Source organism: Aminobacter sp. LjRoot7 (genome assembly GCF_964252895.1).
GTDB classification, from domain to species: Bacteria; Pseudomonadota; Alphaproteobacteria; order Rhizobiales; family Rhizobiaceae; genus Aminobacter; species Aminobacter aminovorans_B.
The window spans coordinates 22,789-46,544 of sequence record NZ_CAXUPX020000012.1 but is presented as its reverse complement, the minus strand read 5'-3'; the positions used below and the strand labels follow the sequence as shown (position 1 = coordinate 46,544).

Genomic DNA, 23,756 nt, shown 5'->3' with positions numbered 1-23,756 from the left:
GGGTAACTGGCTGTCTCCCGACTGCACAATAGGAATCCCCGATGGCTGAAGACATCGAAAAGGCGGTGGCGCGCCGCCGTACTTTCGCGATCATCGCGCACCCTGACGCGGGCAAGACGACGCTGACCGAAAAGCTGCTGCTGTTCGGCGGCGCGATCCAGCTTGCCGGCGAGGTCAAGGCCAAGAAGGACAAGATCCAGACCCGCTCGGACTGGATGAAGATCGAGCGCGAACGCGGCATCTCGGTCGTCACCTCGGTCATGACCTTCGAGTATGGCGACAACGTCTTCAACCTGCTCGACACGCCGGGCCACGAGGACTTCGCCGACGACACCTATCGCACGCTTTCGGCGGTCGACAGCGCGGTCATGGTCATCGACGCCGCCAAGGGTATTGAGCCGCGCACGCTGAAGCTGTTCGAGGTCTGCCGCCTGCGCGACATCCCGATCATCACCTTCGTCAACAAGATGGACCGCGAGGCGCGCAATACCTTCGAGATCCTCGACGAGATCGAAGAGAAGCTGGCGCTCGACACCGCCCCGATCACCTGGCCGATCGGCCAGGGCAAGACTTTCTCCGGCACCTATCACCTCGCCCAGAACGCGGTGCGCCGCGGCGACGCCGAGGCCGAGCGCACGCCGGTGCATGGCCCCGATTCCAACCGCGCCGCCGGCCTTTTGCCGGACAATGAGCGCCTGGCCTTCATCGAGGAGCTGGAACTCGCCCGCGAGGCCTGCCGTCCGTTCGACCTGCAGGCGTTCCGTGAAGGCCATTTAACGCCGGTCTATTTCGGCTCGGCGCTGCGCAATTTTGGTGTCCGCGACCTGATCGAGGCGCTTGGCGACTTTGGCCCCGCGCCGCGCGCCCAAGAGGCCGACGCGCGCAAGGTCGAGGCGACGGAAGAGAAGATGACGTCGTTCGTCTTCAAGATCCAGGCCAACATGGACCCCAACCACCGCGACCGCATCGCATTCGTCCGCGTCTGCTCGGGCGAGCTCAAGCGCGGCATGAAGGCCAAGCTGGTGCGCACCGGCAAGCAGATGAGCCTGTCGGCGCCGCAGTTCTTCTTCGCCCGCTCGCGCATCACCGCCGACGAGGCCTATGCCGGCGACGTGGTCGGCATCCCGAACCACGGCACGCTGCGCATCGGCGACACGCTGACCGAGGGCGAGGACATCCTGTTCCGCGGCGTGCCCAACTTCGCGCCCGAAATCCTGCGCCGCGTCCGCCTCGGTGACGCGATGAAGGCCAAGAAGCTCAAGGAAGCGCTGCACCAGATGGCCGAGGAGGGCGTGGTCCAGCTGTTCCAGCCCGAGGATGGCTCGCCGGCGATCGTCGGCGTCGTCGGCGCTCTGCAGATCGACGTGCTCAAGGAACGCCTGTCGGTGGAATACACGCTGCCGGTCGATTTCGAGATGGCGCGCTTCTCGGTCTGCCGCTGGATTGACGCCGACGACAAGGCCGACCTGCACCGCTTCATCGAAAGCCATCGCGGCGACATCGCCCGCGACCTCGACAATGATCCGGTGTTCCTCGCCCAGCACGAGTTCTCGCTCAACTACGAGGCCGAGCGCTGGAAGATGATCCGCTTCGCCGCGATCAAGGACTACCAGGTCCGCGACAAGGTTGCCTGATCCTGGATGCGGGGCGGATTTGCCGCTCCGCATTCTCGTTTCGTCATTCCGTCATGCAAATCGCCTAATGGCATCGCAGTGCCGCCGCCCGCTTCGTGGTCCAAGCCATGGAGCGTGACAGGCCGGCACTGGAGATGTTCAATGCGCCGAGCTTGCTGAAAAGGGCCGGCGCCGCCAGGGTGGGGGCTCTGGCATGGAGGAAATGACGTCGCATGATGGTTTCAGCATTGATCGAGCGTGAACTGACCCGCGTTGGCTCGCCTGTCCGCAATGGCGTCTTCGTCGCGGTGGTCGGCCCCAGCGGTGCCGGCAAGGACACGCTGATTGCCTATGTCCGCGAGCGCCTGACCGACGACGATCACGTCGAATTCGCCCGCCGCGTCATCACCCGCCACAGCGACGGCGCCACCGAGGACCACGACACGCTCGCCGACGCCGCCTTCATCGAGGCAGAGGCTTCGGGTGCCTTCGCGCTGTCGTGGGAAGCGCATGGACTGCGCTACGGCATTCCGGCTTCCGTCGACGATGCCATATCGGTCGGCCACGTCGTTGTCGCCAACACCTCGCGCGGGGTCATCCCGGCGCTGCGCCAGCGCTATGCCAATGTCGCCGTCGTTGAAATCACTGCATCGCCGGAAATCCTGGCCACCCGGCTTGCCGCGCGCGGTCGTGAATCACGCGGCGAGGTGCTGGCGCGGCTGGCGCGCACCGCGCCGCATGATCTGAGTGGCCCCGGCCATGTCGCGATCGACAACAGCGGCCCGGCCGAAATCGCCGGTGAACGCTTCCTGGCCGTGCTGCGCAAGGCCGTCGCCTTCTCTGATGTGTCCGGCCTGATATAGGTAAGTAACAACTTACGTATTTTGCAGATCGATGCGCAGCATGTGGTTGTCCCAGACATGCTCGGGGTCATCCGTCTGCTTGCCGTCGGGCTCGACGACGAGGCCGGCGCCCGTGGTGGCGAGGAAGCCGTTGCGGTCGGGCGCGAGGCCGCAGACCTCGACAAGATCGTTCTTTGCCACGACCTTGCCCGTCTTCGCCTCGATCATCGCCCAGGCATTGCCTTGCGGCGAGGAGACGGCGACCAGCCCGGCGTCGCGATTGGCCGCGACCGAGCCGATATAGTTGCGGAAACCGCCGAGGATGTCCTCGGGCATGTCGAGCATTTCCAGTTCCTTGCCGCGCGCGGTGCGGCCAATCAATAGCGGCTTCTCGGTTGCCGGCCCTTCGTGCTGGCAGCCGAACCAGACCGTGCCCTCAGCGTCGATATCCATATGCCGGATCGACAATTGATGAAGCTTTTCAGGCAGTTCGTGTTTCTCGATCAGATCGCCTGAGACGCGATCGACCAGCACGAAGGATGGCTTCATCGTCGGAATGTTGAGCTTGGCGCGGCCGAAATCCGGGTGGGTCTCGATGCCGCCGTTGCAGATGGCGAGCGTGCGTCCGTCGCCAAGCAGGATCAGCTCGTGCGGGCCGACGCCATGGGTCGGGAATTCGCTTAGGCGGCGGAAGTCGTCGCGGGCGTCATAGACGCCGACCATGCCGACGGCATTGTCGAAGTCGTTCTCGGTGACGTAGAGCAGCGCGCCATCGGGCGAGAACACGCCGTGGCCGTAATAGTGGCGGCCGGCGATGCTCGGGATTGTCAGCGGCGCGTCCTTGCCGGTGTGGTCGAAGACCAGCATGAAGGTACCCGGCTGGCGCGCGAACACCACCGACTTGCGCGAGATGGGATCGAACGTAACGTCGTGTCCGCGTTCGGGCAGGGTGACGCTGTGCAGGATCTTGCCGGCCTCCGACAGGATCGCCACACCATACTCGCCGGTCCTGGCCTGGTAAGCCGTGGCGAACATGGCGTCGGTTTCGAGCGCCAGCGCGCGTCTCGCCGGACTGAGCGAAAGCACGAAGCCCGCGCCAGCTGCCTTGAGGAAATCGCGGCGGTCAAACAGCGGCGTGCGCATTGTGCTGCCTCCTCAGTCGCCGTCGAGCGACGAGAAACCGGCGGTCAGGCCGAGCGCTCCCGAAAGCCGGGTGCCGAACTGCTCGGACAGGCTGGATGTCACCAGCGCGAAATAGCCGAGCTTCTCACGCTTGGCGGGGTCGGCAAGTGCCGCATCGATCGGTCCGGTGACGGCGGCCGCTGCCGCCTGTGCATTGGTGAACTCGAAGCCGATCGACTCGGCAACCCAGCGCTCGTCGGCCGGCACCAATTCGCCGAATTTCGAGGCGACGAAAAGCGCCTCCATGCCTGCGATATTGCCGGCAAGCGAGGCGCCGGTGCCTTCCGAGCGCCAGTAGAGCGCCTGCTTCGGCTTGTCGGACGCCGCATTCTTGCCGAGGAAGCCATTGAGGCGCACGTCGCGCACCAGCTCAAGCCCGTTGACATAGACTTCGAGCAGTTCGGTCAGGGCTTCGTTGTCGTCGCGGTAGAGCGGATTGGCAGCACCGGGGTTCTTCCACTGGCTGGCAAAGCCCTTGTCGTCGCGCCAGGCGGCGTCGACCTCGGCGGCTATGGCCCCGATGTTGCCCGAAATCGCCTGGCCATAGGCGCAGCGATAGGCAGACGCGGTGCCGGCGAGCTCGTCGGCGCCGGTGCCGAACAGCACGAATTCCAGCGCGCCGAGCCCCTGCATGGCAACGCTCTTCTGGCCGAGCGTGGCGGCGTTGGTGGCGGTGGCATCCTTGTCGGCCAGCGCTGACTGCACCTGCTTCAACCCGGTTCCCTTGCGGTCGGGCCAGAACAGCAGGCGTTCAAGCCGGTTCTGCTCGGTGATCGGTCCAAAGCGGATGATCTCGACCTCCGACCAGGTGGCAGTGGTCCGGCCGAATGCTGCGCGTGCTGCAGCAAGAGTGTCAGGCGACGGCGCCGCACAAAGCGTAACCATAGACTTACCGAGTTCGGCTGTCGTTCCAACCAGCCGGCCATAGGCCGGGCGAATGAAGCTGTCGATGGCGTCGGCGATGACCTTGCTGGACGCTTCGCTGGCGTGGGCGGCGGTCGAAGGCAGGAACATGCAGAAGGCGAGGGCAGCTGCCAGGGGACGTCTAGCCATCAGAGCGACTCCAGAAATTTGACGAGCGCATCGCGGTCTTGCGTTGGCAGCGCAGCAAAGTGATCTCGCGACTTCTGGCCTTCGCCGCCGTGCCAGAGGATCGCCTCGCTCAGGTTGCGGGCGCGGCCATCATGCAGGAAGAAGGTATGGCCGTTGACAGTCTTGGTCAGGCCGATGCCCCACAGCGGCGGCGTGCGCCATTCGTTGCCGGTGGCATCGCCTACCTGCTGACCGTCGCCGAGTTCGTCGCCCATGTCGTGCAGCAGGAAATCGGAATAGGGCCAGATCAGCTGGAATTTCTGCGCCTTGTTGGGCGCGTCGCGGCGGGTAACGAATTTCGGCATGTGGCAGGAGGCGCATCCGGCCTCGTAGAACATCTGCTTGCCGCGCAGCACTTGGCGGTCGTCGATGTCGCGCCGGGCCGGCACCGCAAGGTTCTGCGAATAGAAGGTGACCAGATCCATGATCGGGTCGGGGGCTTCGCTGGTGCCAAGCCGCTCCTGCACGCCGTTGGGCATCTCGCGGCAAGCTGTCTGGGCGTCGGTGCAGTCGCCCCAGTGCTTGGGCACGTCGGGCGTCGAGATGCCGATGTCGCCGGCGAAGGCATCGGCCGATTGCTGCCGGATCGACGGCGCAGACGCCTTCCAGCCGAAGCGGCCGAGCGTCAGCTCGCCTGTCTTGTGGTCGCGCACAATGGAAGCCTTGCCCGAAATGCCGTCGCCGTCTTTGTCGTCGGGATCGGCATTGGCGAGGATGTCGGCGGGGTGGATCTGCTCGACGAGGCCAAGGCCGATCATCGGCGGCGTGACGCGTGGCGACAGCGTCGTCTTCGGGTCCATCGGGCCATAGCCGAGATCGGTCACCGAGTAGATCGGCCAGCGCAGCGTGGTCTTGACGTCGCCAGAAAGCTGGACCGGAAACTGCTGGTAGGAAATCGCCATCCGACCTTCGCTCTTGAGGCCGGGAACCGCGAGGTCCTGGAACTGGCCACCATAGACCGGATCGGGGAAGTTCAGCACCTTACGTTCGGCGATCGCGGCCTTTTCTTCTGCCGTCTCCGCCGTGCGGGCAAGCCTGAGGAACATCGAGGTGGCGTCGGAATTGCCTTCCGGCGGATGGCCGCGGCCGTCCTTGAGATGGCAGCTCTGGCAGGCGCGCGCATTGAACAGCGGCCCCAGTCCGTCGGACGCCTGGGTCGACGACGGCGACGACACCCAAAGCTTGCGGAACATGCCGTTGCCGAGCTTGAAGGTGCCTTCTTCCTCGAAGGTGATGTTGGCCGAGGAATGCGAGAACGCATCCTGGTTGACGCGCTTTTCCGAGGTGCCGGCGCCGCCCTGCATGCGCTCGAATTGCTCGGGCTTGCTAAAGTCGGTGGTCGGCCGGATGGTCTTTTCGACGCGCGCCTTGTCCTTGGGATTGAGGTCGGTGCGCTCGGTGGCCAGGCCGGTGGGAACCGCTTCGCCTGAAATCGCCACCTTCATGGGCAGAGCCAGTGTCAGGCCGGCTAGCAACAGGAGGCGAAGCGCTGGCGCGCTTCGCTGTCGTTTCATGTGGTCATTGGGGAACTTGCCGGTAGTCGCGCGGCGCGTGGTCAGAAAAGTGCGCCGCATTCCGGCATGTCCTATTCGGCCTTGTCAGCTGGTTCGGCGTTGAGCTGGCCGTATTTCTCGTCGCCGATCTCGGCGAGCAACTGCAACTGGGTCTCGAGGAAGTCGATATGACCTTCCTCGTCGGCAAGCAGTTCCTCGAAGAGCTTCATCGATACGTAGTCGCCATGCTGGGAGCAGATGTCCCTGGATTTCTTGTAGGAGGTGCGGGCGTCATATTCTCCGGCGAGATCGCTCTCGAGCACTTCCTTGAGGTTCTGGCCGATGCGAAGCGGCGAAATGGACTGCAGGTTGGGATGACCTTCGAGGAAAATGATGCGCGCGATCAGCTTGTCGGCGTGATGCATCTCTTCGATCGATTCCTCGCGCTCCTTCTTGGCGAGTTTGCCGTAGCCCCAATCTTCAAGCAGGCGGTAGTGCACCCAATACTGGTTGACGGCGCCTAGCTCGAGGAAAAGTGCCTCGTTAAGCCGCTCGATGACCTGTTTTTCGCCCTTCATTTGCCTTGCTCCCAAATTGAACGCGCAACTCTCTGACGCGGTCCAGGTGTGAAACGACATCCATCTCGCCCGATTCAGAACGAGCGTGATAAGCTTCGGTGACCCGAATTATCGTTTCGACCACATTTGGAAAGCAGCCGCAACAACGTCCTCGTTTTTGCAGCGTATGATAGACTTTCGCGGGCACGATCAGTGTCCACGGGTCCCGGTCCAAAAGCTCGACGATTGTGTCTTCGATCTCCTTTTGGGTAATCAGATTGCAATGGCAAATGAGCATGGTTTCGACTGACCGTGGCTGACGGCGCGCTCCCTTTGGCGCGCCGTGTGGCTAGAGAAATTTAGGCGTCTTGCGCCCTCACTGGAAGACCTTGTCCGGCGAATCGAGGCTGTCCGAACCCTCGAATGCGATGGCGTCGAGCTTGAGCGAGGCAACGGCGCGTTCGATCGACTTGGTCTGGTCGACGAGGGCGTCGATGGCAGCCTGCACCGTGGCGTTGCCTTCGGCATTGCCTTCGCCGATCTGCTGGTCATAGGCCTCGCCGCCGACGGCGCGCGCCTGGATCGCTTCCATCTTGGCAACCGTCGTGTCCAGCTTGCCGCTGAGTTCGGTGTCGAGCGCTGCGTCCGCTTCCTTGACCAGATCCGAAACCGACGGGCCTTCGACGGTCGAGCCGTCGATGCGCTTGTAGCTGCCGTGATAGGCGTTGCGGATGCCGACGGCGTCATAGAGATGCGAGATGTGGGTGTTGTCGGAGAAGCAGTCGTGCTCCTCTTCCGGATCGTGCAGCAAAAGGCCGAGCTTCATGCGCTCGCCGGCCAGTTCACCGTAGGACAGCGAGCCCATGCCGGTCAGGATGGTGGAAATGCCAGCCTTGGCGTCGCCGTCGAGAAGTGCCTTGCGCGCAGCCCCATCAGCCTTCCAGTTGCCGACCATCTCTTCGAGATCGGCAACCAGCAGGTCGGAAGCGGCGTTCAGGTACTGGCCGCGGCGGTCGCAATTGCCGCCGGTGCAGTTGGCGGTATCATAGTCTGTGTAGGGACGGTTGCCGGCGCCGGGTCCGGTGCCGTTCAGGTCCTGGCCCCAGAGCAGGAATTCGATGGCATGGTAGCCGCTGGCGACGTTGGCCTCGATGCCGCCGGCTTCCTGCAGCGTGCCGGACAGCAGCTCCGGCGTGATCTTGGAGGCGTCGACCTTCTGGCCGTTGATCTCGATCGACGGGTTGGCGATGACATTCGCGGTGTAGAGCGAATTCTCGTCGGATTCGGTGCCGTAGCCCTTGTCGACATAGTCGATCAGGCCTTCGTCGAGCGGCCATGCGTTCACGCGGCCTTCCCAGTCGTCGACGATGGAATTGCCGAAGCGGTAGACTTCCGTCTGCTGGTAGGGGATGCGGGCGGCCTTCCAGGCTTCGCGCGCGGCCTTCAGCGTCTCATCCGAAGGCTTGGCGATCAGCGCTTCGATGGCTGTGTCGAGCGCCTTGGCTGTGGTCAGCGAGTCTTCGTATTTGGCAAGCGCGATGTCGGAATAGGTGGTGAGGACGGCCTTGGCGTCGCTCGCGGCCTTGGCCGGCAGCACGAAGATCGCAGCGGTCAGCGCAGTCGTCGCGGCAATGGCGGCGAGCCTGCCGTAATGACGGTTGCGCGAGATGGATGCAGGCATGGTCTCTCCTCAATGAACCAGTTGGCGCCGGCAAGCGCCGAAAAATCGTGTTCCGCCAGCATTTTGCTGGATCGGCGGCATGGACTCGAATGAAAGCTGAAGGGTTATCCTGCTTCGGACATGCGCGGGGTTCGAGGCCCTTTTCGGGCACAGCGCAACCATGCTGCAAACAGCCGCGCCATGGCGCGGTTCGACGAAGGCAGGCACCCAGATAGCTCCAATCGAAAGGGTTAAAGGCCCAGACATCAAAGACAGGCGCTGTAATGCACGACTTCATAAAAGCCGAGCGGCGTCAAAAGTCAACGCAATTTCGGCTAAAAGCGTAGCGGGATCAATAGTTTGGAATGATTCTAAACTGTTTCTGTCCAGTTTACAGCAGCGCTTCTTCAGGCCAAGCCGTTGATTTGTCGAGACATGGCGCGGGACCTGGCGAGAAGAACCTGGCACCCGCTGCGACATCAGGTAGCGCCGCGACGCGGGATGATCAGGGCGCCGAGCATGGCACGATCCTGCCCGCCTGTCGGCCATGAAATCCTGCCTGTCGGCCATGAAATCACGTCATGACCCCTTGCGGCGGGAGCCCCTAGCGGTCATTTCGGTAGAGGTTTCCGGTGTTGCAGAGGCGAGCATGAAGAACGGTGTGGTGATTGTCGGGGCCGGCCATGCCGGCGTGCAGGCTGCAGCCAGCCTTCGCGAGGAGGGTTATGATGGCCCGGTCATCCTGCTCGGCGACGAGAAGGAGCTGCCCTATCACAAGCCGCCGCTGTCCAAGACCTTCATCAAGGATGCCGCCGCCCAGCCGCAGCCCTTGCGCGGCGAGGTCTTCTACACCGGCCACACAATCGACTTCCGGCCCGGAACGCTGGTCGAACGCATCGATGCCGCCGCGCGCCGGCTCGAACTCGCCGGCGGCGACGACCTTGCTTATGACCATTTGATCCTTGCCACCGGCTCGCGCCCGCGCGCCCTGCCGCTGCCGGGCGCCGATCTCGCTGGCGTGCTGTCTTTGCGCTCGGTGGCCGATGCCCGGCTGATCCGCGAACAAAGTGCGGCCTGCGAGGAGGTCGTCGTCATTGGCGGCGGCTTCATCGGCCTGGAGATCGCAGCCACGCTGGCCGCCGGCGGCCGCAAGGTGACGGTGATCGAAGCACTCGACCGCTTGCTCGGCCGCGCTGTGGCACCGCTGATCGCCGAACATGTGCGCCAGCGCCTGAGGGCGGCAGGCGTCCGCATCCTGCTCAAGACCACCATCAAGCGCATTGAAGGCGAGGGCGGCCATGTCTCGGGCGTGCTGACTTCGGCTGGCGAACACCTACCGGCGAAGATGGTGATCACCGGCATCGGCGTCGTGCCCAATGTCGAGCTGGCCGAGACGGCTGGGTTGACGATCGCCAACGGCATTCGCGTCGACACCGCGATGCGCAGCTCGGTGGTCGACATTCTCGCCATCGGTGACAATGCCAGCTACCGCCACTGGCAGACCGGCGGCGATGTGCGGCTGGAATCCGTGCAGAACGCCACCGACCAGGCCAAGCTCGCCGCCCGCACGATCATTGGCCACCCCGGCGACTACACTGCCGTGCCGTGGTTCTGGTCCGACATCGGCGACATGAAGCTGCAGATGGTCGGCCTGACCATGGGCAGCGGCCGCCAGATCCTGTCGGGCGACCCGGCCGAAAACCGCTTCTCGGTGTATCATTTCATCGGCGACCGTCTCGTCGCCATCGAATCCGTCAACCGACCGGCCGACCACATGCTCGGCCGCAAGATGCTAGGTCTCCGCTTCTCACCGACGCCGGAGCAGGTGGCGGGTGGCACTGATGCGCTGAAGGCGGCACTGGCGGCGTTGCCGGCGGGGTAGTTCGGCTGTCGGCCAACGTTGGCACTGCCCCTCGTCCCCTGCCCATCGGGGCGAGCCGCAGGCGCTCCCAAAACCTCATGGTGAGCCTGTCGGACCATAGGTTTTGGGACGTGTAGGACTTGGCGCGCCTAGCGCCCTCGTGGTTCGACAGGCTCACCATGAGGGCTACTGCGGCGCGCGTCTTAGGTTCTTGCTTCCGTCCCCGAGTCTGCCCGCGATGAACTGAGCGAGTTGGCTCCTTACCCCGTCCGCACTTCCCGGATCGACGCCTCGAGGATATCGAGCGCTTCGGTCAGGACCTCGTCCTGGATGGTGATCGGCGCCAGGAAGCGGATGACGTTGCCGTGGACGCCGCAGGTGAGCAGGATCAGGCCCTTGTCGAGCGCCTTGAGCCTGACGGCATTGGCGAAGTCGGCCGAGGGCAGCTTGGTCTTCGCGTCGTTGAACTCGACAGCGTTCATGAAGCCCAGGCCGCGGATGTCGGCGATTTCAGGCACGTCGTCGCGCAGCGATTCCAGCCGCTGCTTGAGCCGCGCGCCGAGCTGGTTGGCGCGGTCGCAGAGCTTCTCGTCCTCGATGACGTCGAGCACGGCATGTGCTGCGGCGACACCGATCGGGCTGCCGCCATAGGTGCCGCCGAGGCCGCCCGGATTGGGCGCGTCCATCAGCTCGGCCCGGCCGGTGACGGCGGCGAGCGGGAAGCCGCCGGCAAGGCTTTTTGCCATCGTCATCAAATCGGGGGCGACCTCGTGATGGTCCATGGCGAACATCTTGCCGGTGCGGGCAAAGCCGGTCTGCACTTCATCGGCGATGAGCAGCATGCCGTGCTGGTCGCAAATCTTGCGCAGCGCCGTCATGAACTCGCGCGGCACCTCGTAGAAACCGCCTTCGCCTTGCACAGGCTCGATGATGATGGCAGCCACCCGGGCCGGGTCGACGTCGGCCTTGAACAGCCGGTCGAGTGCTGCCAGCGCGTCGGCCGTGGTCACGCCGTGCAGGGGCACGGGGAAGGGCGCATGGAACACGTCGCCCGGCATGGCGCCGAAACCTGCCTTGTAGGGCTGCACCTTGCCGGTCAGCGCCATGCCCATGAAGGTGCGGCCGTGGAAGCCGCCGGCAAAGGCGATGACGGCCTGGCGGCCGGTGGCGTTGCGGGCGATCTTGATGGCGTTTTCGACCGCTTCCGCGCCCGTTGTGACGAAGATGGTGCGTTTGTCGCCCTTCATCGGCGCGATCGCGTTCAGCCTTTCGCCGAGCCGGACATAGCTCTCATAAGGCACCACCTGGTGGCAGGTGTGGGTGAAGCGGTCGAGCTGTGCCTTGACCGCCTCGATGACGCGCGGATGGCGGTGGCCGGTGTTGACCACGGCGATGCCGGAGGAGAAGTCGATGTAGCGGCGGCCCTCGACATCCCAGATCTCGGAGTTCTCGGCGCGGTCGGCATAGACCTGCGTCGTCATGCCGACGCCGCGGGCGATGGTCTGCATCTTGCGCTGTGAAATTTCGGCGTTTTTCATCGGTGGTCCTCCAACCTCGCCGGCACCTTGTGGGCGCCAAACCGGCGTCATATCTGCACCTCTCCTGGTTTTTCACAAGCCGTCACGTTGGTCGAACGCATTGGTCCTCGCGGACAGTAAAAAAATCGCAGATGCTCTGTCGGAATGGCGCATGTTCGCGCGTCCTAGTCATGAAGGAACTGAAAAGATGCTCTACGCCATCCTTTGCTACAACAACGAAGACGTCGTCTGCGCCTGGTCCAAGGAGCAGGATGACGAGGTGATGGCGCGCCTGCAGGTGGTCACCGGCAAGCTGCGCGACCAGGGCAGGCTCGGGCCTGTTGCCCGGCTGCTGCCGACGACGGCGGCCACCACCTTGCGCAAGACCAAGGATGAACCGCTGGTCATCGACGGGCCCTTTGCCGAAACCAAGGAGCAGTTCCTCGGATTTTACGTCGTCGACTGCGAGACGCTCGACGATGCCGTGGCCGTGGCCAAGGACCTGGCGGAAGCCAATCCTGGCGGCGGCTCTTACGAACTGCGCCCGATCGGCGCATTTTTCCCCGGAAAAGAGGCAACATGACCGACCCGGCCTGGATCAACACGGCACTTTCTTCCGCCCGGCCTCAGGCTGTGGCGGCCCTGCTTCGCTATTTCCGCAATCTCGACACGGCGGAAGAGGCGTTCCAGGAGGCCTGCCTGCGCGCCTTGCGCACATGGCCCGAGAAAGGACCGCCGCGTGATCCGGCCGCCTGGCTGATCTTCGTCGGCCGCAATTCCGGCATCGATGCCGCCCGCCGCCAGAGCAAGCAGGCGCCGCTGCCGGCCGAAGAGTTGGTGTCCGACCTCGACGACGCCGAGACCGACATCGCCGAGCGGCTCGACGGCCAGCACTATCGCGACGATATCCTGCGCCTGCTGTTCATCTGCTGCCATCCCGACCTGCCGGCGACGCAGCAGGTGGCGCTTGCGCTGCGCATCGTCTCCGGCCTGTCGGTCAAGCAGATCGCCCGCGCCTTCCTTGTCGGCGAAAGCGCCATGGAACAGCGCATCACCCGCGCCAAGGCGCGTATCGCCAACGCCGACGTGCCGTTCGAGGCACCTGGCCCGGTCGAGCGCTCGGAACGCGTCGCGGCCGTGCTGGCGATGGTCTATCTCGTCTTCAACGAAGGCTATTCCGCCGGTGCCACCGAGATCGCCAACCGCGCACCGCTGTGCGAGGAAGCGATCAGGCTGGCGCGTCTGCTGCTGCGCCTGTTCCAGACCGAGCCGGAGGTGATGGGCCTGACCGCGCTGCTTTTGCTCCAGCATGCCCGCGCCGCCGCCCGTTTCGACGCCAACGGCGAACTGGTGCTGATGGACGACCAGGACCGCACGCTGTGGAACAAGGCGCTGATCGACGAGGGCTTGGCGCTGATCGACAAGGCGATGCGCCACCGCCGGCCCGGCCCCTACCAGATCCAGTCGGCGATTGCAGCACTACATGCCCGTGCCGCCAAGCCCGAGGACACCGACTGGGCCGAGATCGACTTGCTCTATTCGGTGCTGGAATCGATGACGCCGTCGCCTGTCGTCACGCTCAACCGTGCGGTTGCCTTCGCCAAGCTGCGCGGGCCCGAGGCGGCGCTCAAGCTGATCGAGCCGCTGGCGCCGAAGCTGTCGGGCTATTTCCATTTCTTTGGCGTCAGGGGTGGGCTGCTGATGCAGCTTGGCCGCACCGACGAGGCGCGCGAGGCCTTCGACCGGGCGATCGCGCTGGCCAATACGGCAGCCGAAGCCGCCCATATCCGCATGCATCTTGACCGGCTTTCGGCGCCTTCGCCGGCTGCAAAGGCGAATGCCAAGGCGCCAAGCCGTCAGCTGCATTAGACGCGCGGAAAGGTCGAAGTTATCCACGCGGCAATGTCGGTGGCGCGTCGGCAACTTCGACCCATCGCGGCAGAAAACCTTCTCCCCGGTTAGGGAGAAGGTTGCGTCAGGTTCGGTTAGGACCCGCGAAGCCAGTACGGGAAGTGACTATCTTCCCCCTTTTCAGGAGACGGAGGCAGCGGCGTCTTCTTGTCGGCCGGGACGTCCACGACCTTACGATAGAGGTGCCAGGTCGCATGGCCGAGCACCGGGATGACGACGGCAAGGCCCGCCAGGAATGGCAGCGACCCGATCAGCAGCGCGACGGCGACGATCAGGCCCCACAGCAGCATCGGCACCGGGTTGTCCCGCACCGCCCGTGCCGAGGTTTCGATCGCGGCATAGGCACCGACGTCGGCGTCGAGCAGAAGCGGAAACGCTACGACGGTGGTGCAGAGGACCAACAAGGCGAATACGAACCCGATCAGATTGCCGAGCAGAATAAGCGTCCAGCCGCGCTGCGTGGTGAACAGATCGTTGAAGAACGCTGCCATCGTCAGCGGGGCGTCGGCTCCGTAAAGCCAGCTGTAGAGCGCCTGCGCGACAAAGAGCCAGGCAACGAAGAGCGCTAGCAGCATGATGCCTATAGCCACCATCGCCGGAATGGCCGGCGAATGCCTGACATCGAAGGCATGCTTCCATGACGTGTCGAGGCCTTGCTCACGTCTTCTGCTGATCTCGTAGAGGCCGATGCCGAAGAACGGGCCAAGCAAGGCAAAGCCGGACATCAGCGGGAAAATGAGCTGCAGGGCGTTGCCGCCCGATGTCCATGTGATCAGGAACACCCCGACGATCGGGTAGATCAGGCACAGGAAAACGTAATGCGAAGGCTTGTCCCAAAAGTCGTCCAAGCCACGTCGCAGCGCGTCGAACACATCAGCGACCGTTATCCGCCGAATGGCGGGATGTTCGATCGTATTGGTGGCGCCTGCGTACACATGGAAACTTGCCATGACCACTCCTCCGTTGGGGTGGGTCGCGGCTCGCGCTTGGCATCAGTGGTCACGCCAAACCGCGACCTTCACCTAAGCAAATCATAACGTGCTTCGAGCGATTTGACGACCCTGCGGATTGTTGCCCTGAGCGGCTCACGCAAAGGTCATTAACACGGCGGTTCGGCTCGCCCCCGGATTGTCAGCTGCCGCAGTAGCGGCGCGGGAAGGTCGAGATCGCCCGGGCGGCAATGTCGGTGCCGTGGGCGAGCGCCTCGGCGAGGGTCCGGCCCTTGGCCAGGGCGGCGAGGAATGCCGCGTTGAAGGTGTCGCCGGCGCCGACGGTGTCGATGACTTCGACCGTTGGAGACACCGCATGCACATGCGCGCCTGCCGCATGGGCGTGCGCCCCTTGCGAGCCGTCCTTGACGACAAGCGTGTGGCTGGGGCCGACGCATTCGACGAGCTGGCCGACCGCTGCGCCGAGATCGTCCTGGCCCGACAGCCCCTTGGCTTCCTCGGCGTTGATCAGCGAGATGTCGGCGGCCGATATCCACTCGAACATCCGTTGCTTGTTACCCTCGGTCCACCCTGCCGGCGGCCAGCCGGGATCGATGGCCGTGCGCCAGCCCCTGGCTGCGAGTGCCGACAGAAGCTCGATCGTGCCGGCCTCGATGCCAGGTATCAGGAAGCCGCCCGAGATCAGCGCGAAGGCGTTTTCGCCTGACGCCTCGGGCAGGCGCTCGATCAGGTTTTCGAGACTGGCACGCAGCAGATGCCCTGGCGTGGTGAAGAACACCCGGTCGCCACCCTTGTGGACGATACCTACGGTCAGCGTCGTTTCGCAGGGCTCGACGATCCATTCCGTCGATGCCTGGTCGAACCGTCCGCTCAGCCACGCGCCGTTGGGGTCGTCGCCGACGGAGGCGATCATGCGGTGCGGCACCTTCATGCCCGACAGTGCCAGCGCGGTGTTGCCGGCCGAGCCACCCGGCCGCATCTCCGAGCGGTCGACCATCACTTCGGTGCCGACGGCCGGCCAGCCGTCGACCTCGCCGAGCACGAGGTCGACGTTGACGTTGCCGAGAACGAGCAGGGCCGGAACTGTCATGAACTGCCTGTGGCTGGTAGTACCGCCATCTGGCGATCGCATCTGGTCGGTGGAGGGTCAGGCGCCCGTGCGGGCGACCACCGGCACGTAGTTTTCGAGCTCCGGCGCCGGGAAGCTGACCGAGCCGGCGATCTCCGCCGAGCGGTAGAGCCCCATCAGGATCTCGACAACGGCGAGGCCGTCATGGAAAGTTTCCATCGGCGTTTCGCCCTTGCGGAAGCACTCGACCATGTGGCGGTTCTCGTCGGTGTAGCCATAGACGCCGGCTTCGTCCTCGAGCACCGGCATCAGGCCCTGCTCGGCATTCTGCTTTTCGACCAGGTCTTCGCCTTCCTCGCCCTTGACCTCGCGCGACATGAAGATCTTGAGCCCGGTGTTGAGCGAGTTGAACTCCATCGCATATTCCGGCCCGAGCAGTTCGAGCTGGATGCGCAGGCCCGCACCGACATAGGCCCAGGAGGTCGTCGCCTCGATGACCAGCTCGTTGCCGTCCTCGTCCTCGAGCAGGATGGTGCCACGGGCGAAATCCTCCGACGGGCGGTTGCGGTAGTCGACATCGCTGCCGAAACGCTTGCGCAGCTGGTCGGCATAGTTGGGCCGCGTCCATTTGAGGTTGGCGACGGTGCCGCTGACCTGCTTGATGGTCAGCGACTTGCGCGCGGCACCCGGCTTGGTCAGCAAATGGCGGGCCACCTCGACGCTGTGACACATCATGTCGGACAGCACGCCACCGCCCTGCTTGTCGCCCTGCCAGAACCACGGCTCGTGCGGGCCGGAATGCTCTTCCGCCGCGCGCGCCAGATAAGGCCGGCCCGTGGCCGAGGCGGCGCGGCGCCAGATGATGTCCTTGCCGCGGATGACCGGCGTGCAGAACACCTGGTTCTCGAGATAACCGTGGTTGAGCCCGGCGTCTTCGGCGAGCCTGAGCATCTCGCGTGCTTCGGCGATGGTGCGGGCCAGCGGCTTTTCGCAGGCGACTGCAATCACCTTGCTGCGCCCGGCCTTCACCTCGGCATGCAGCGTGCGCATAACGTCGAGGCGGGTGTAGTTGGGCGAGAGAATCCAGATCGCGTCGACATTGTCGGCATTGACGAGCGATTCCAGGCTGTCATGGCTGGTGCAGTCGCCGAGGCCGAGTTCGGCAACGCGGTTGGCGAAGCGGGCGCGGTTCTCGGCCTTGCGGCTGAACACGCCCGTGACGTCGACATTGCGCACGCCGAGCATGCCCTTGAGGTGGAATTCCGCGATGAAGCCGCTTCCGACGAAGCCGACGCGCAGCCGCTGTTTGGGCAATCCGGTCATGTGAGGTCCCCTAGACTGAAATCATTTCGGCGCAGGCGCCGTGGTGCCGCGCACCTTGAGCGTGGTCGGCAACATCACCGGCTTGCGCGGCGCGAGCCCGCCTGACAGCAGGTCGAGCAGCATGGTCATGGCGGCGCGGCCGATGTCGGTGCGCGGCTGGCTGACTGTCGTCAGCGGCGGATAAAAGGCCTCGCTGAGGAACAGGTCGTCGAAGCCGACGACCGAGACCTGGCCGGGCACGTCGAGGCCGAGCTTGCGCAATTCGTGGATCACGCCGAAGGCCATTTCGTCGTTGGCGACGAAGATCGCCGTCGGCGGCTCGGGCAGTTCGAACAGCGCCCGACACAGGCGCTGGCCGGTGTGCAGCAGATAGTCGCCGCGCTGCTCGTAGCCCTCGGGAATGGCGAGGCCCGCGGCCTGCATGGCGGCGCGGTAGCCGTCGCGGCGCTCGATGCTCATGATCTCGGGCACCGGGCCGGAGACATGGGCGATGCGCGTGTGGCCGAGGCCGATCAGGTGTTCGACGGCGTTGCGGGCGGCGGCCGCATTGTCGATCATCACATGCGGGAAGCCGGCGTCCTGGATTTCTTCCAGTGCCACCACGATCGGCGCGCCGCCCTCGACCGAGGCAACGAAACCTTCGCGCTCGGGCAGCTTGCCGGTCATCAGGATCATGCCGTCGGCATGGCCGTCGCGCAGCATGTCAAAATACTCGATCTCGCGATCGGAGTCGTTTTCAGTGTTGCCCATGAGCACCGAATAGCCGGCGGCGCGGGCGGTGGCTTCGACGCCCTTGAGGATCTCGAGATAGAACGGGTTGCCGACGTCGCGGACGACCATCAGCACCGCCATCGCCTTTTGCGTGCGCAGGTTGCGGGCGCTGACATTGGGCCGGTAGTTCATCTCGCGCGCCATGTCGCGGATGCGGCTCAGCGTCGGCTCGGCGACGAGGCCGCTGTCGGAAAGCGCGCGCGACACGGTGGCGGCAGAAACGCCCAGCCGCTCGGCGATGTCCTTGATCTTGGGTCGTTCGTTCATGCGCGCATCGCCCTGCCACGGCCGTAGAACAGCATCAGGATCAGCAAGGTCGCGCCGAACACCATTTGCCGCCCGGATTCGTCGATATGAACTGTGGTCAGGATGCTTTGCAGCACCACAAGCAGCACCGCACCCGCCATGGTTCCGGTGTAGCCGCCCTTGCCGCCCGACAGCGGCGTGCCGCCGAACACCACGGCGATGATCGAGGGCAGCATGTACTGCTCGCCGACATTGGCGAAGGATGAGCCGGAATAGCCGATCAGGCACATGCCGGCGACGGCCGCGAAGGCGCCCGACAGCATGAACAGCGCGATGCGGGTGCGCTTGACCGGAACGCCGGCCATGAAGGCTGCCTGCTCGTTCGAGCCGATGGCGTAGATGCGATGACCGAACACGGTGCGGCCGAGCATGAAGGCCATCAGCAGACCGATCGCCACCCACAGCCAGATGATGCCGGGCAGGCCGAACAGGAAGGGCTGGGTGACGAACTGCGACAGGCCGGGTGCGGCGCGTCCCGACGGGATGCCGTTGCGGATGACGACGAGAAGGCCCTGCAGGACGCCCAGCATGCCGAGCGTCATCACCAGCGGCGGGATGCGCAGCAGCGTGACGCCGAGGCCATTGAACAGGCCGATCACGGCACCGGCGGCGATGCAGCCGAGGATCGCCGACAAGATGCCGCTGTCCGCGCCGTTCATCAGATTTCCGCCGATGATGGCGCTGAGCGAAACGACACCGCCTACCGACAGGTCGATGCCTTCGCGGCCGCCGAGGATGACCAGGTTCTGGCCCGCTGCGACGATGCCGAGCAGAGCGGCGACGATGAGCAGGCGCAGGATCTGCTGGCCCGAGGCGAAGCCGGGCGACAGCGCCTCGCCGAGCAGCAAAAGCGCGGCGATGAGGATCAGCGCCACGACCAGCGGCTGCTTGAGGAAGGCCAGCACCGGCGAGGGGACTGCCGCTTGCGTTTGCGTGGTGGCGCTCATGCGCGTGCCCTCCGGCCAACGAGGATGCCTGCCATCAGCGCGACAAGGATGGCGAGGCCCTGGACCAGGTTCTGCCATTCCGACGGCGTGCCGACGAAGAACACCAGCGAGTTGATCAGGCCGATGATCAGCGCGCCGATGATCGAGCCGACGACGGTGCCGAAGCCGCCCGACAGCGCGCTGCCGCCGAGCACCACGGCTGCCACCGAGAACAGGGTCATCTTGCCGCCGACGAGCGGGTCGCCGCTGGCGGTGTCGCCAGTAATGCAGAAGGCGGCGAGGGCTGCGAACAGGCCGCACAGCGCGTAGCCCTGGATGCGGATCTTGGTCACCGGCAGGCCGCTCTGGTAGGCCGCCTGCGCATCGTCGCCGACTGCGAGCAGCTGGGTTGCGAGCCTGGTGCGGGCGAGCACGTAGAGCACGATGGCCAGCAGAACCACGGCGAAATAGACAAACGGGATTTCGAAGAAGCGGCCGCCATAGGTGCGCCAGAAGGCGGCGGGCGCCGGCGTGCCGGCCACCGGCATGACGTAGAGCGCCAGCCCGGTGAAAAAGATCGAGGTGGCGAAGGTGGCGACGATCGCCTGCAGCCGGAGCGCCGCAACCACGATGCCATTGATGACGCCGCAGGCGAGGCCGACGAAAAGCCCGATGCCGAGTGCCGCCACCACCGAGAAGCCGCTGCCGCCCAGCTTCTCCATCGTCACCACGATGACGACATTTACCAGCGAGACGATGGCGCCGGCGGAAAGATCGATGTCGCCGGCATAGACGACATAGGTCTGGGCGATGGCGAGCATCATCAGCGCGAGATAGGTCTTGGTCAGACCGGTGATGCCGGCAAAGCTGACACTGCGCGGTTGGTAAAGGCCGTTGAGCGCAAGCAAGACGATGGCGATGACCAGCGCCGGCAGGAACGGGTAGCGCTCGACGAGGCGCTTGAGCCCGCCCGGCTTGCTGGAAGGAAGGGTCGCGGCTGTCATCACGCGGCCTCGTAAGCTGCCTGGTAGAGATTGTAGCGCGTTCTGTCCGCGCCGGTGAGTTCGCGCCGCACCGCACCGCCATTGAAGACGAGGATGCGGTCGGCATTGTTGAGCAGCTCAGCGTCTTCCGAGGAGTAGAGCACGATGCCCATGCCCTCGGCGGCGAGCTTGCGGATCAGCGCGAACAGATCCGCCTTCGCGGAAAGATCGATACCCTTGGTCGGGTCGTCCAGCAACAGCACGTCGGGGCGGTCGATCAGCCAGCGCGCGATGACGATCTTCTGCTGGTTGCCGCCCGACAGCGAATTGATCGGGTGGCTGAGCCCGGCAAACTTGGTGTGCAGCGCCTCCAGTGCCGGCTTGACCCGCTCGGCCAGCGCCGAAGGCCGGGCGAGGAACAGCTTCTGCCGGAGATAATGGATCGGCGTGACGTTCTCGAGGATCGGCCGGCCCTGGATCACGCCGTCGCGGCTGCGGTCGCCGGAGACATAGGCAAGGCCGCGCCGGATTGCTGCGCGCGGGTCGGACGGGGTGAAGGACGAACCCGAAAGCGCGAGCGAGCCGCCATTCGAGGGGTTGGCGCCGAAGATGGCGCGCAGCACCGCCGACTGTCCCTGGCCATGCAGGCCGCCGAAACCGAGGATCTCGCCTTTGGCGACCTCGAAGCCGACATTGGCGAAACCCTTGCCGGAGAAATTGGCGACAGTCAGCACCGGCGCCTTGCGGTCCGCGGCCTCCGCGGGCGGTGCGCTGGCGCCGGGCGCGAGCTCGTCCTGGCCGCCGACCATCAGCCGGATCACCTGGGCGGGATTGGTGTCGGCGATGTTTTCGGTGCCGACAGTCTCGCCGTCACGAATGACGGTGACGCGGTCGCCGATGGCGAAGATTTCGTCCATGCGGTGCGAGATGAAGATGATGCTGCGGCCCTCGGCCTTGAGGCCGCGCAGGATGTCGAAGAAGCGGTCGACCTGGGCTCGGTCGAGCGCCGAGGTCGGTTCGTCGAAGATGGTGATGGGGGCTTCGGTCGCCAGCGCCTTCATGATCTCGACAAGCTGGCGCTGGTCGGCGCGCAGGTTCTCTACCACTGCCTCGGCCGAGAAACCTTCTCCCGACACGGTGTCGAACAAAGCGATGTAGCGCTGAGCCCGGCTCTCTAGTGCGGCGCGGTCGACGAAGATGCCGCCCGGCATGTCGGGCAGGCAGATGTTTTCCGCCACCGTGCGATGCCCGGCGAGGCTGAGCTCCTGGTAGAAGATGCCGATGCCAGCGGCGCGTGCCGCATGCGGGCCGGTGATGGTGACCGGCTTGCCGTCGATCAGGATCTCGCCGCCGTCAGGCCGCACGCTGCCGGCCAGGACCTTGCACAGGGTGCTCTTGCCCGAGCCGTTCGAGCCGATCAGCACATGCACTTCGCCGGCTTCGACGGTGAGGTCGCCACGGCGCAAGGCCAGGGTGGCGCCGTAAGCCTTGCTTACGCCGCGCATGATGAGTTTCGACATGGTGGTGGCTTCCCGGTGCTTCGTCGGTCGCGGGGACGCGGGCCTGCAGGACAGGTGCCGCGTCCCCCGTCTTGGGAGGAAGCTTACTTGAACAGCGCCTCGGCGTCTGCGATCGAAAGCTGGCTGGTGTACGAGTAGTAGCCAGGCTTACCCTCGATCGCCTTCGCAGCGTCAGCGAGGTTCTTGCTGTCGATGAACGGGATCGGCAGGTACATGGCGTTCTTGTACTGGCCAGCCGTTGCCGGCTCCTTCAGTTCCTTGCCCTGCAGCATCAGCACGGCGACGTTGAGCGCCGAAGCCATGACGCCGGGCGGGTTCACCGAAGCGCCCGAGTTCAGCTTGTCCTTGGTCCAGATGTCGATGAAGTCCTTGCGGATCTCGCCGGTGGCGGCGATCGACGATTCTTTCTTGGCGTCGATGATCGACTTCCAGGCGCCCGCAGCCATGCCGTCCTGCACCCAGACGCCGTTGATGTCGGGGTAGGTGGCGAGCAGGTTCTGCATCGCCTGCTGGCCCTGGGCCTGATCCCAGTTGGCGTTCACTTCGTTGACGATCTTGATGTCGGGATACTGGCCGAACACTTCCTTGTAGCCGGCGACGCGCATCTCGTTGGCCGGGTGGCCGGCGACACCGTTGATGGCAACGACATTGCCCTTGCCGCCGAGCGTTTCGGCGAGCCACTTGGCGCCGGCTGCACCCCATGCCTTCTGGTCGATGCCGACATAGGTGGCGTCAGGCGACGACACTTCGGCGTCGGTCGAGATCACCAGGATGCCGGCTTCCTTGGCCTGAGCGAAGACCGGGTCGAAGGCCGTCGGGCTGTTCGGGTTGATGATGATGGCGTTGACGCCTTCACTGATGAAGTTGCGGACATGCGCGATCTGGCCGGGCACATCGACATTGGCGCTCTGCACCACGACCTCGACATTGACGCCCTTGTCCTTCCAGGCAGCTGCTGCGGCCTGGGCTTCCTCGATCATCTGCGTGCGCCACTCCGAGCCGACCCAGCCGTTGGACAGGCCGATCTTGTAGTCGGCCGCCTGGGTCGAAAACGCCGACACGGCCAGTGCCGCGACGGTGGTGAGCGCCAGTGCTGAAAATTTCCTCATGAACTCCTCCCGATGCACAGAAAAACTGCTGCAAGGGATCATAAGCTGAAAATGTAATCGATTTCAATCGCCATTTTCCGTTGTTTTGGCGGGGTAATGTCCAGGCGCGGGCCGCGACTGGCTGCTCCCGGCGTGTTACGCTGGCACCGCTGGCCCGTCAGCGGGTCCAGCAGCACAAAGCAGTCGCTATTAAACAGACGAGGTCCGTTCGGTGACCATTCTGCTGACGGTCCTGGCGATGATCGCTTTCGCTGCCAACTCGCTGCTGGCGCGTTCAGCCCTCGATGGTTCAGCTATCGATGCGGCTGCCTACACTGCCGTCCGGCTGTGCTCCGGTGCAGTGGCGTTGATGCTGCTGATCTCCTGGCAGCGTGGACGCGGTATTTTTCGAACACCACCGGGCAACTGGCCGTCGGCTGCTGCCCTGTTTGCCTATGCATTGGCATTTTCGCTCGCCTATCTCCGCCTCGGGGCGGCGGTGGGGGCGCTTGTGCTTTTCGCCTCCGTTCAAGGCACCATGATCTTCTGGGGCATTGTCCGACGAAACCGGCCAACCGTGCGCGAGCTTGCCGGGTTGGTCGTCGCTTTTGCGGCGTTCCTCTATCTCGTGCTGCCCGGCCTCAACGCGCCGGACCCGGTCGGCAGCGTGCTGATGGTGGTCTCGGGCATCGCCTGGGGTATCTATTCGCTGCGTGGCCGAGGCTCGGCGAGTCCCCTTGGCGACACCGCTGGCAATTTCCTGCGCGCCGGATTGATTTGCATCCCGCTCGCTCTGCTGCCCACCTTCGGCGCTGGCATCACGTCACGGGGCATTGCCCTTGCAGTTGCCTCGGGCGTAGCCGCTTCCGGGCTGGGTTATGCGATCTGGTATCGCGCCTTGCCCGGCCTCACGCCCACCCAAGCCGCTGTTGTCCAGCTGACTGTTCCGGTCATTGCCGCCGTGGGCGCCACGGTGTTCCTGTCCGAAGTTTTGTCCGCGCGGCTGCTGCTTGCCAGCATCTGCATCCTGTCGGGTGTCGCACTGGCGATTACGTCACGCCGTCCCGGCTGAAATCGTTGTTCCCTGCCTCA

The 23,756-nt window shown here is 64.7% G+C and carries 21 protein-coding genes; 6 read left to right on the top strand and 15 right to left on the bottom strand.

Going from position 1 to position 23,756, the window contains the following annotated elements; all coding sequences use genetic code 11:
* Window positions 1–41 precede the first annotated feature (41 nt).
* Together ACSQ3E_RS26190 and phnN are read left to right on the top strand one after the other, a co-directional pair.
* Window positions 42–1,634, top strand: a complete 1,593-nt coding sequence (locus ACSQ3E_RS26190; protein WP_436124897.1) for a peptide chain release factor 3 — start codon at window positions 42–44, stop codon at window positions 1,632–1,634.
* A gap of 212 nt (window positions 1,635–1,846) precedes the next feature.
* Window positions 1,847–2,476 (top strand): phosphonate metabolism protein/1,5-bisphosphokinase (PRPP-forming) PhnN, encoded by a 630-nt coding sequence (gene phnN / locus ACSQ3E_RS26185; protein WP_310327372.1) that lies wholly within the window; start codon window positions 1,847–1,849, stop codon window positions 2,474–2,476.
* A 12-nt stretch (window positions 2,477–2,488) separates the two neighbouring features.
* On the opposite strand, the gene ACSQ3E_RS26180 is transcribed toward phnN, so the two are convergent.
* The 6 genes from ACSQ3E_RS26180 to ACSQ3E_RS26155 form a co-directional block, all read right to left on the bottom strand.
* On the bottom strand, window positions 2,489–3,598 hold the full coding sequence (locus ACSQ3E_RS26180) for a DUF1513 domain-containing protein (protein WP_436124896.1): 1,110 nt from the start codon (window positions 3,596–3,598) through the stop codon (window positions 2,489–2,491).
* A gap of 12 nt (window positions 3,599–3,610) precedes the next feature.
* Window positions 3,611–4,690, bottom strand: a complete 1,080-nt coding sequence (locus ACSQ3E_RS26175) for an imelysin family protein (protein WP_436124895.1) — start codon at window positions 4,688–4,690, stop codon at window positions 3,611–3,613.
* Complete coding sequence (locus tag ACSQ3E_RS26170) at window positions 4,690–6,243, bottom strand: di-heme oxidoredictase family protein (protein WP_436124988.1); 1,554 nt, start codon at window positions 6,241–6,243, stop codon at window positions 4,690–4,692. Before ACSQ3E_RS26170 ends, ACSQ3E_RS26175 begins: the two co-directional genes overlap by 1 nt.
* 71 nt (window positions 6,244–6,314) lie before the next feature.
* Complete coding sequence (bfr, locus tag ACSQ3E_RS26165; protein WP_154385891.1) at window positions 6,315–6,800, bottom strand: bacterioferritin; 486 nt, start codon at window positions 6,798–6,800, stop codon at window positions 6,315–6,317.
* A complete protein-coding gene (locus tag ACSQ3E_RS26160; RefSeq protein WP_214391880.1) occupies window positions 6,766–7,077 on the bottom strand; it encodes a (2Fe-2S)-binding protein in 312 nt (103 codons plus the stop codon). The genes bfr and ACSQ3E_RS26160 overlap by 35 nt, the downstream gene beginning before the upstream one ends.
* A 78-nt stretch (window positions 7,078–7,155) precedes the next feature.
* Window positions 7,156–8,460 carry an imelysin family protein gene (locus tag ACSQ3E_RS26155; protein ID WP_436124894.1) on the bottom strand — a complete coding sequence of 435 codons (1,305 nt, stop codon included), beginning with the start codon at window positions 8,458–8,460 and terminating at the stop codon, window positions 7,156–7,158.
* A 628-nt stretch (window positions 8,461–9,088) separates the two neighbouring features.
* Here ACSQ3E_RS26155 and ACSQ3E_RS26150 point away from each other — a divergent pair.
* Complete coding sequence (locus ACSQ3E_RS26150; RefSeq protein ID WP_436124893.1) at window positions 9,089–10,321, top strand: NAD(P)/FAD-dependent oxidoreductase; 1,233 nt, start codon at window positions 9,089–9,091, stop codon at window positions 10,319–10,321.
* Window positions 10,322–10,560: 239 nt separating this feature from the next.
* On the opposite strand, the gene ACSQ3E_RS26145 is transcribed toward ACSQ3E_RS26150, so the two are convergent.
* A complete protein-coding gene (locus tag ACSQ3E_RS26145; protein WP_436124892.1) occupies window positions 10,561–11,838 on the bottom strand; it encodes a 4-aminobutyrate--2-oxoglutarate transaminase in 1,278 nt (425 codons plus the stop codon).
* Window positions 11,839–12,025: 187 nt separating this feature from the next.
* Between ACSQ3E_RS26145 and ACSQ3E_RS26140 the strand changes: the two genes are divergently transcribed.
* Both ACSQ3E_RS26140 and ACSQ3E_RS26135 read left to right on the top strand, forming a co-directional pair.
* Entirely contained in the window at window positions 12,026–12,400 is a 375-nt protein-coding gene (locus ACSQ3E_RS26140; RefSeq protein WP_436124987.1) for a YciI family protein, read from the top strand.
* Window positions 12,397–13,686 carry an RNA polymerase sigma factor gene (locus tag ACSQ3E_RS26135; RefSeq protein ID WP_436124891.1) on the top strand — a complete coding sequence of 430 codons (1,290 nt, stop codon included), beginning with the start codon at window positions 12,397–12,399 and terminating at the stop codon, window positions 13,684–13,686. The genes ACSQ3E_RS26140 and ACSQ3E_RS26135 overlap by 4 nt, the downstream gene beginning before the upstream one ends.
* Before the next feature lie 116 nt (window positions 13,687–13,802).
* Here ACSQ3E_RS26135 and ACSQ3E_RS26130 read toward each other — a convergent pair whose 3' ends face one another.
* From ACSQ3E_RS26130 to ACSQ3E_RS26095, 8 genes are all read right to left on the bottom strand, one after another.
* A complete protein-coding gene (locus tag ACSQ3E_RS26130) occupies window positions 13,803–14,678 on the bottom strand; it encodes a DUF2189 domain-containing protein (RefSeq protein ID WP_436124890.1) in 876 nt (291 codons plus the stop codon).
* A gap of 181 nt (window positions 14,679–14,859) precedes the next feature.
* A complete protein-coding gene (locus tag ACSQ3E_RS26125) occupies window positions 14,860–15,768 on the bottom strand; it encodes a carbohydrate kinase family protein (RefSeq protein ID WP_436124889.1) in 909 nt (302 codons plus the stop codon).
* A 57-nt stretch (window positions 15,769–15,825) separates the two neighbouring features.
* Window positions 15,826–17,070 (bottom strand): Gfo/Idh/MocA family protein, encoded by a 1,245-nt coding sequence (locus ACSQ3E_RS26120; RefSeq protein WP_436124888.1) that lies wholly within the window; start codon window positions 17,068–17,070, stop codon window positions 15,826–15,828.
* A 21-nt stretch (window positions 17,071–17,091) separates the two neighbouring features.
* The gene (locus ACSQ3E_RS26115; RefSeq protein ID WP_436124887.1) at window positions 17,092–18,108 is read right to left on the bottom strand and encodes a LacI family DNA-binding transcriptional regulator; all 1,017 of its coding nucleotides are present in this window, start codon (window positions 18,106–18,108) and stop codon (window positions 17,092–17,094) included.
* Complete coding sequence (locus ACSQ3E_RS26110) at window positions 18,105–19,094, bottom strand: ABC transporter permease (RefSeq protein WP_436124886.1); 990 nt, start codon at window positions 19,092–19,094, stop codon at window positions 18,105–18,107. Before ACSQ3E_RS26110 ends, ACSQ3E_RS26115 begins: the two co-directional genes overlap by 4 nt.
* The gene (locus ACSQ3E_RS26105; RefSeq protein WP_436124885.1) at window positions 19,091–20,077 is read right to left on the bottom strand and encodes an ABC transporter permease; all 987 of its coding nucleotides are present in this window, start codon (window positions 20,075–20,077) and stop codon (window positions 19,091–19,093) included. Before ACSQ3E_RS26105 ends, ACSQ3E_RS26110 begins: the two co-directional genes overlap by 4 nt.
* The gene (locus ACSQ3E_RS26100) at window positions 20,077–21,576 is read right to left on the bottom strand and encodes a sugar ABC transporter ATP-binding protein (RefSeq protein WP_436124884.1); all 1,500 of its coding nucleotides are present in this window, start codon (window positions 21,574–21,576) and stop codon (window positions 20,077–20,079) included. The genes ACSQ3E_RS26105 and ACSQ3E_RS26100 overlap by 1 nt, the downstream gene beginning before the upstream one ends.
* 83 nt (window positions 21,577–21,659) lie before the next feature.
* The gene (locus ACSQ3E_RS26095; protein ID WP_436124883.1) at window positions 21,660–22,685 is read right to left on the bottom strand and encodes an ABC transporter substrate-binding protein; all 1,026 of its coding nucleotides are present in this window, start codon (window positions 22,683–22,685) and stop codon (window positions 21,660–21,662) included.
* A gap of 211 nt (window positions 22,686–22,896) precedes the next feature.
* On the opposite strand from ACSQ3E_RS26095, the gene ACSQ3E_RS26090 reads away from it, so the two are divergent.
* The gene (locus tag ACSQ3E_RS26090; protein ID WP_310327330.1) at window positions 22,897–23,736 is read left to right on the top strand and encodes a DMT family transporter; all 840 of its coding nucleotides are present in this window, start codon (window positions 22,897–22,899) and stop codon (window positions 23,734–23,736) included.
* The last annotated feature ends 20 nt before the right edge of the window (window positions 23,737–23,756 follow it).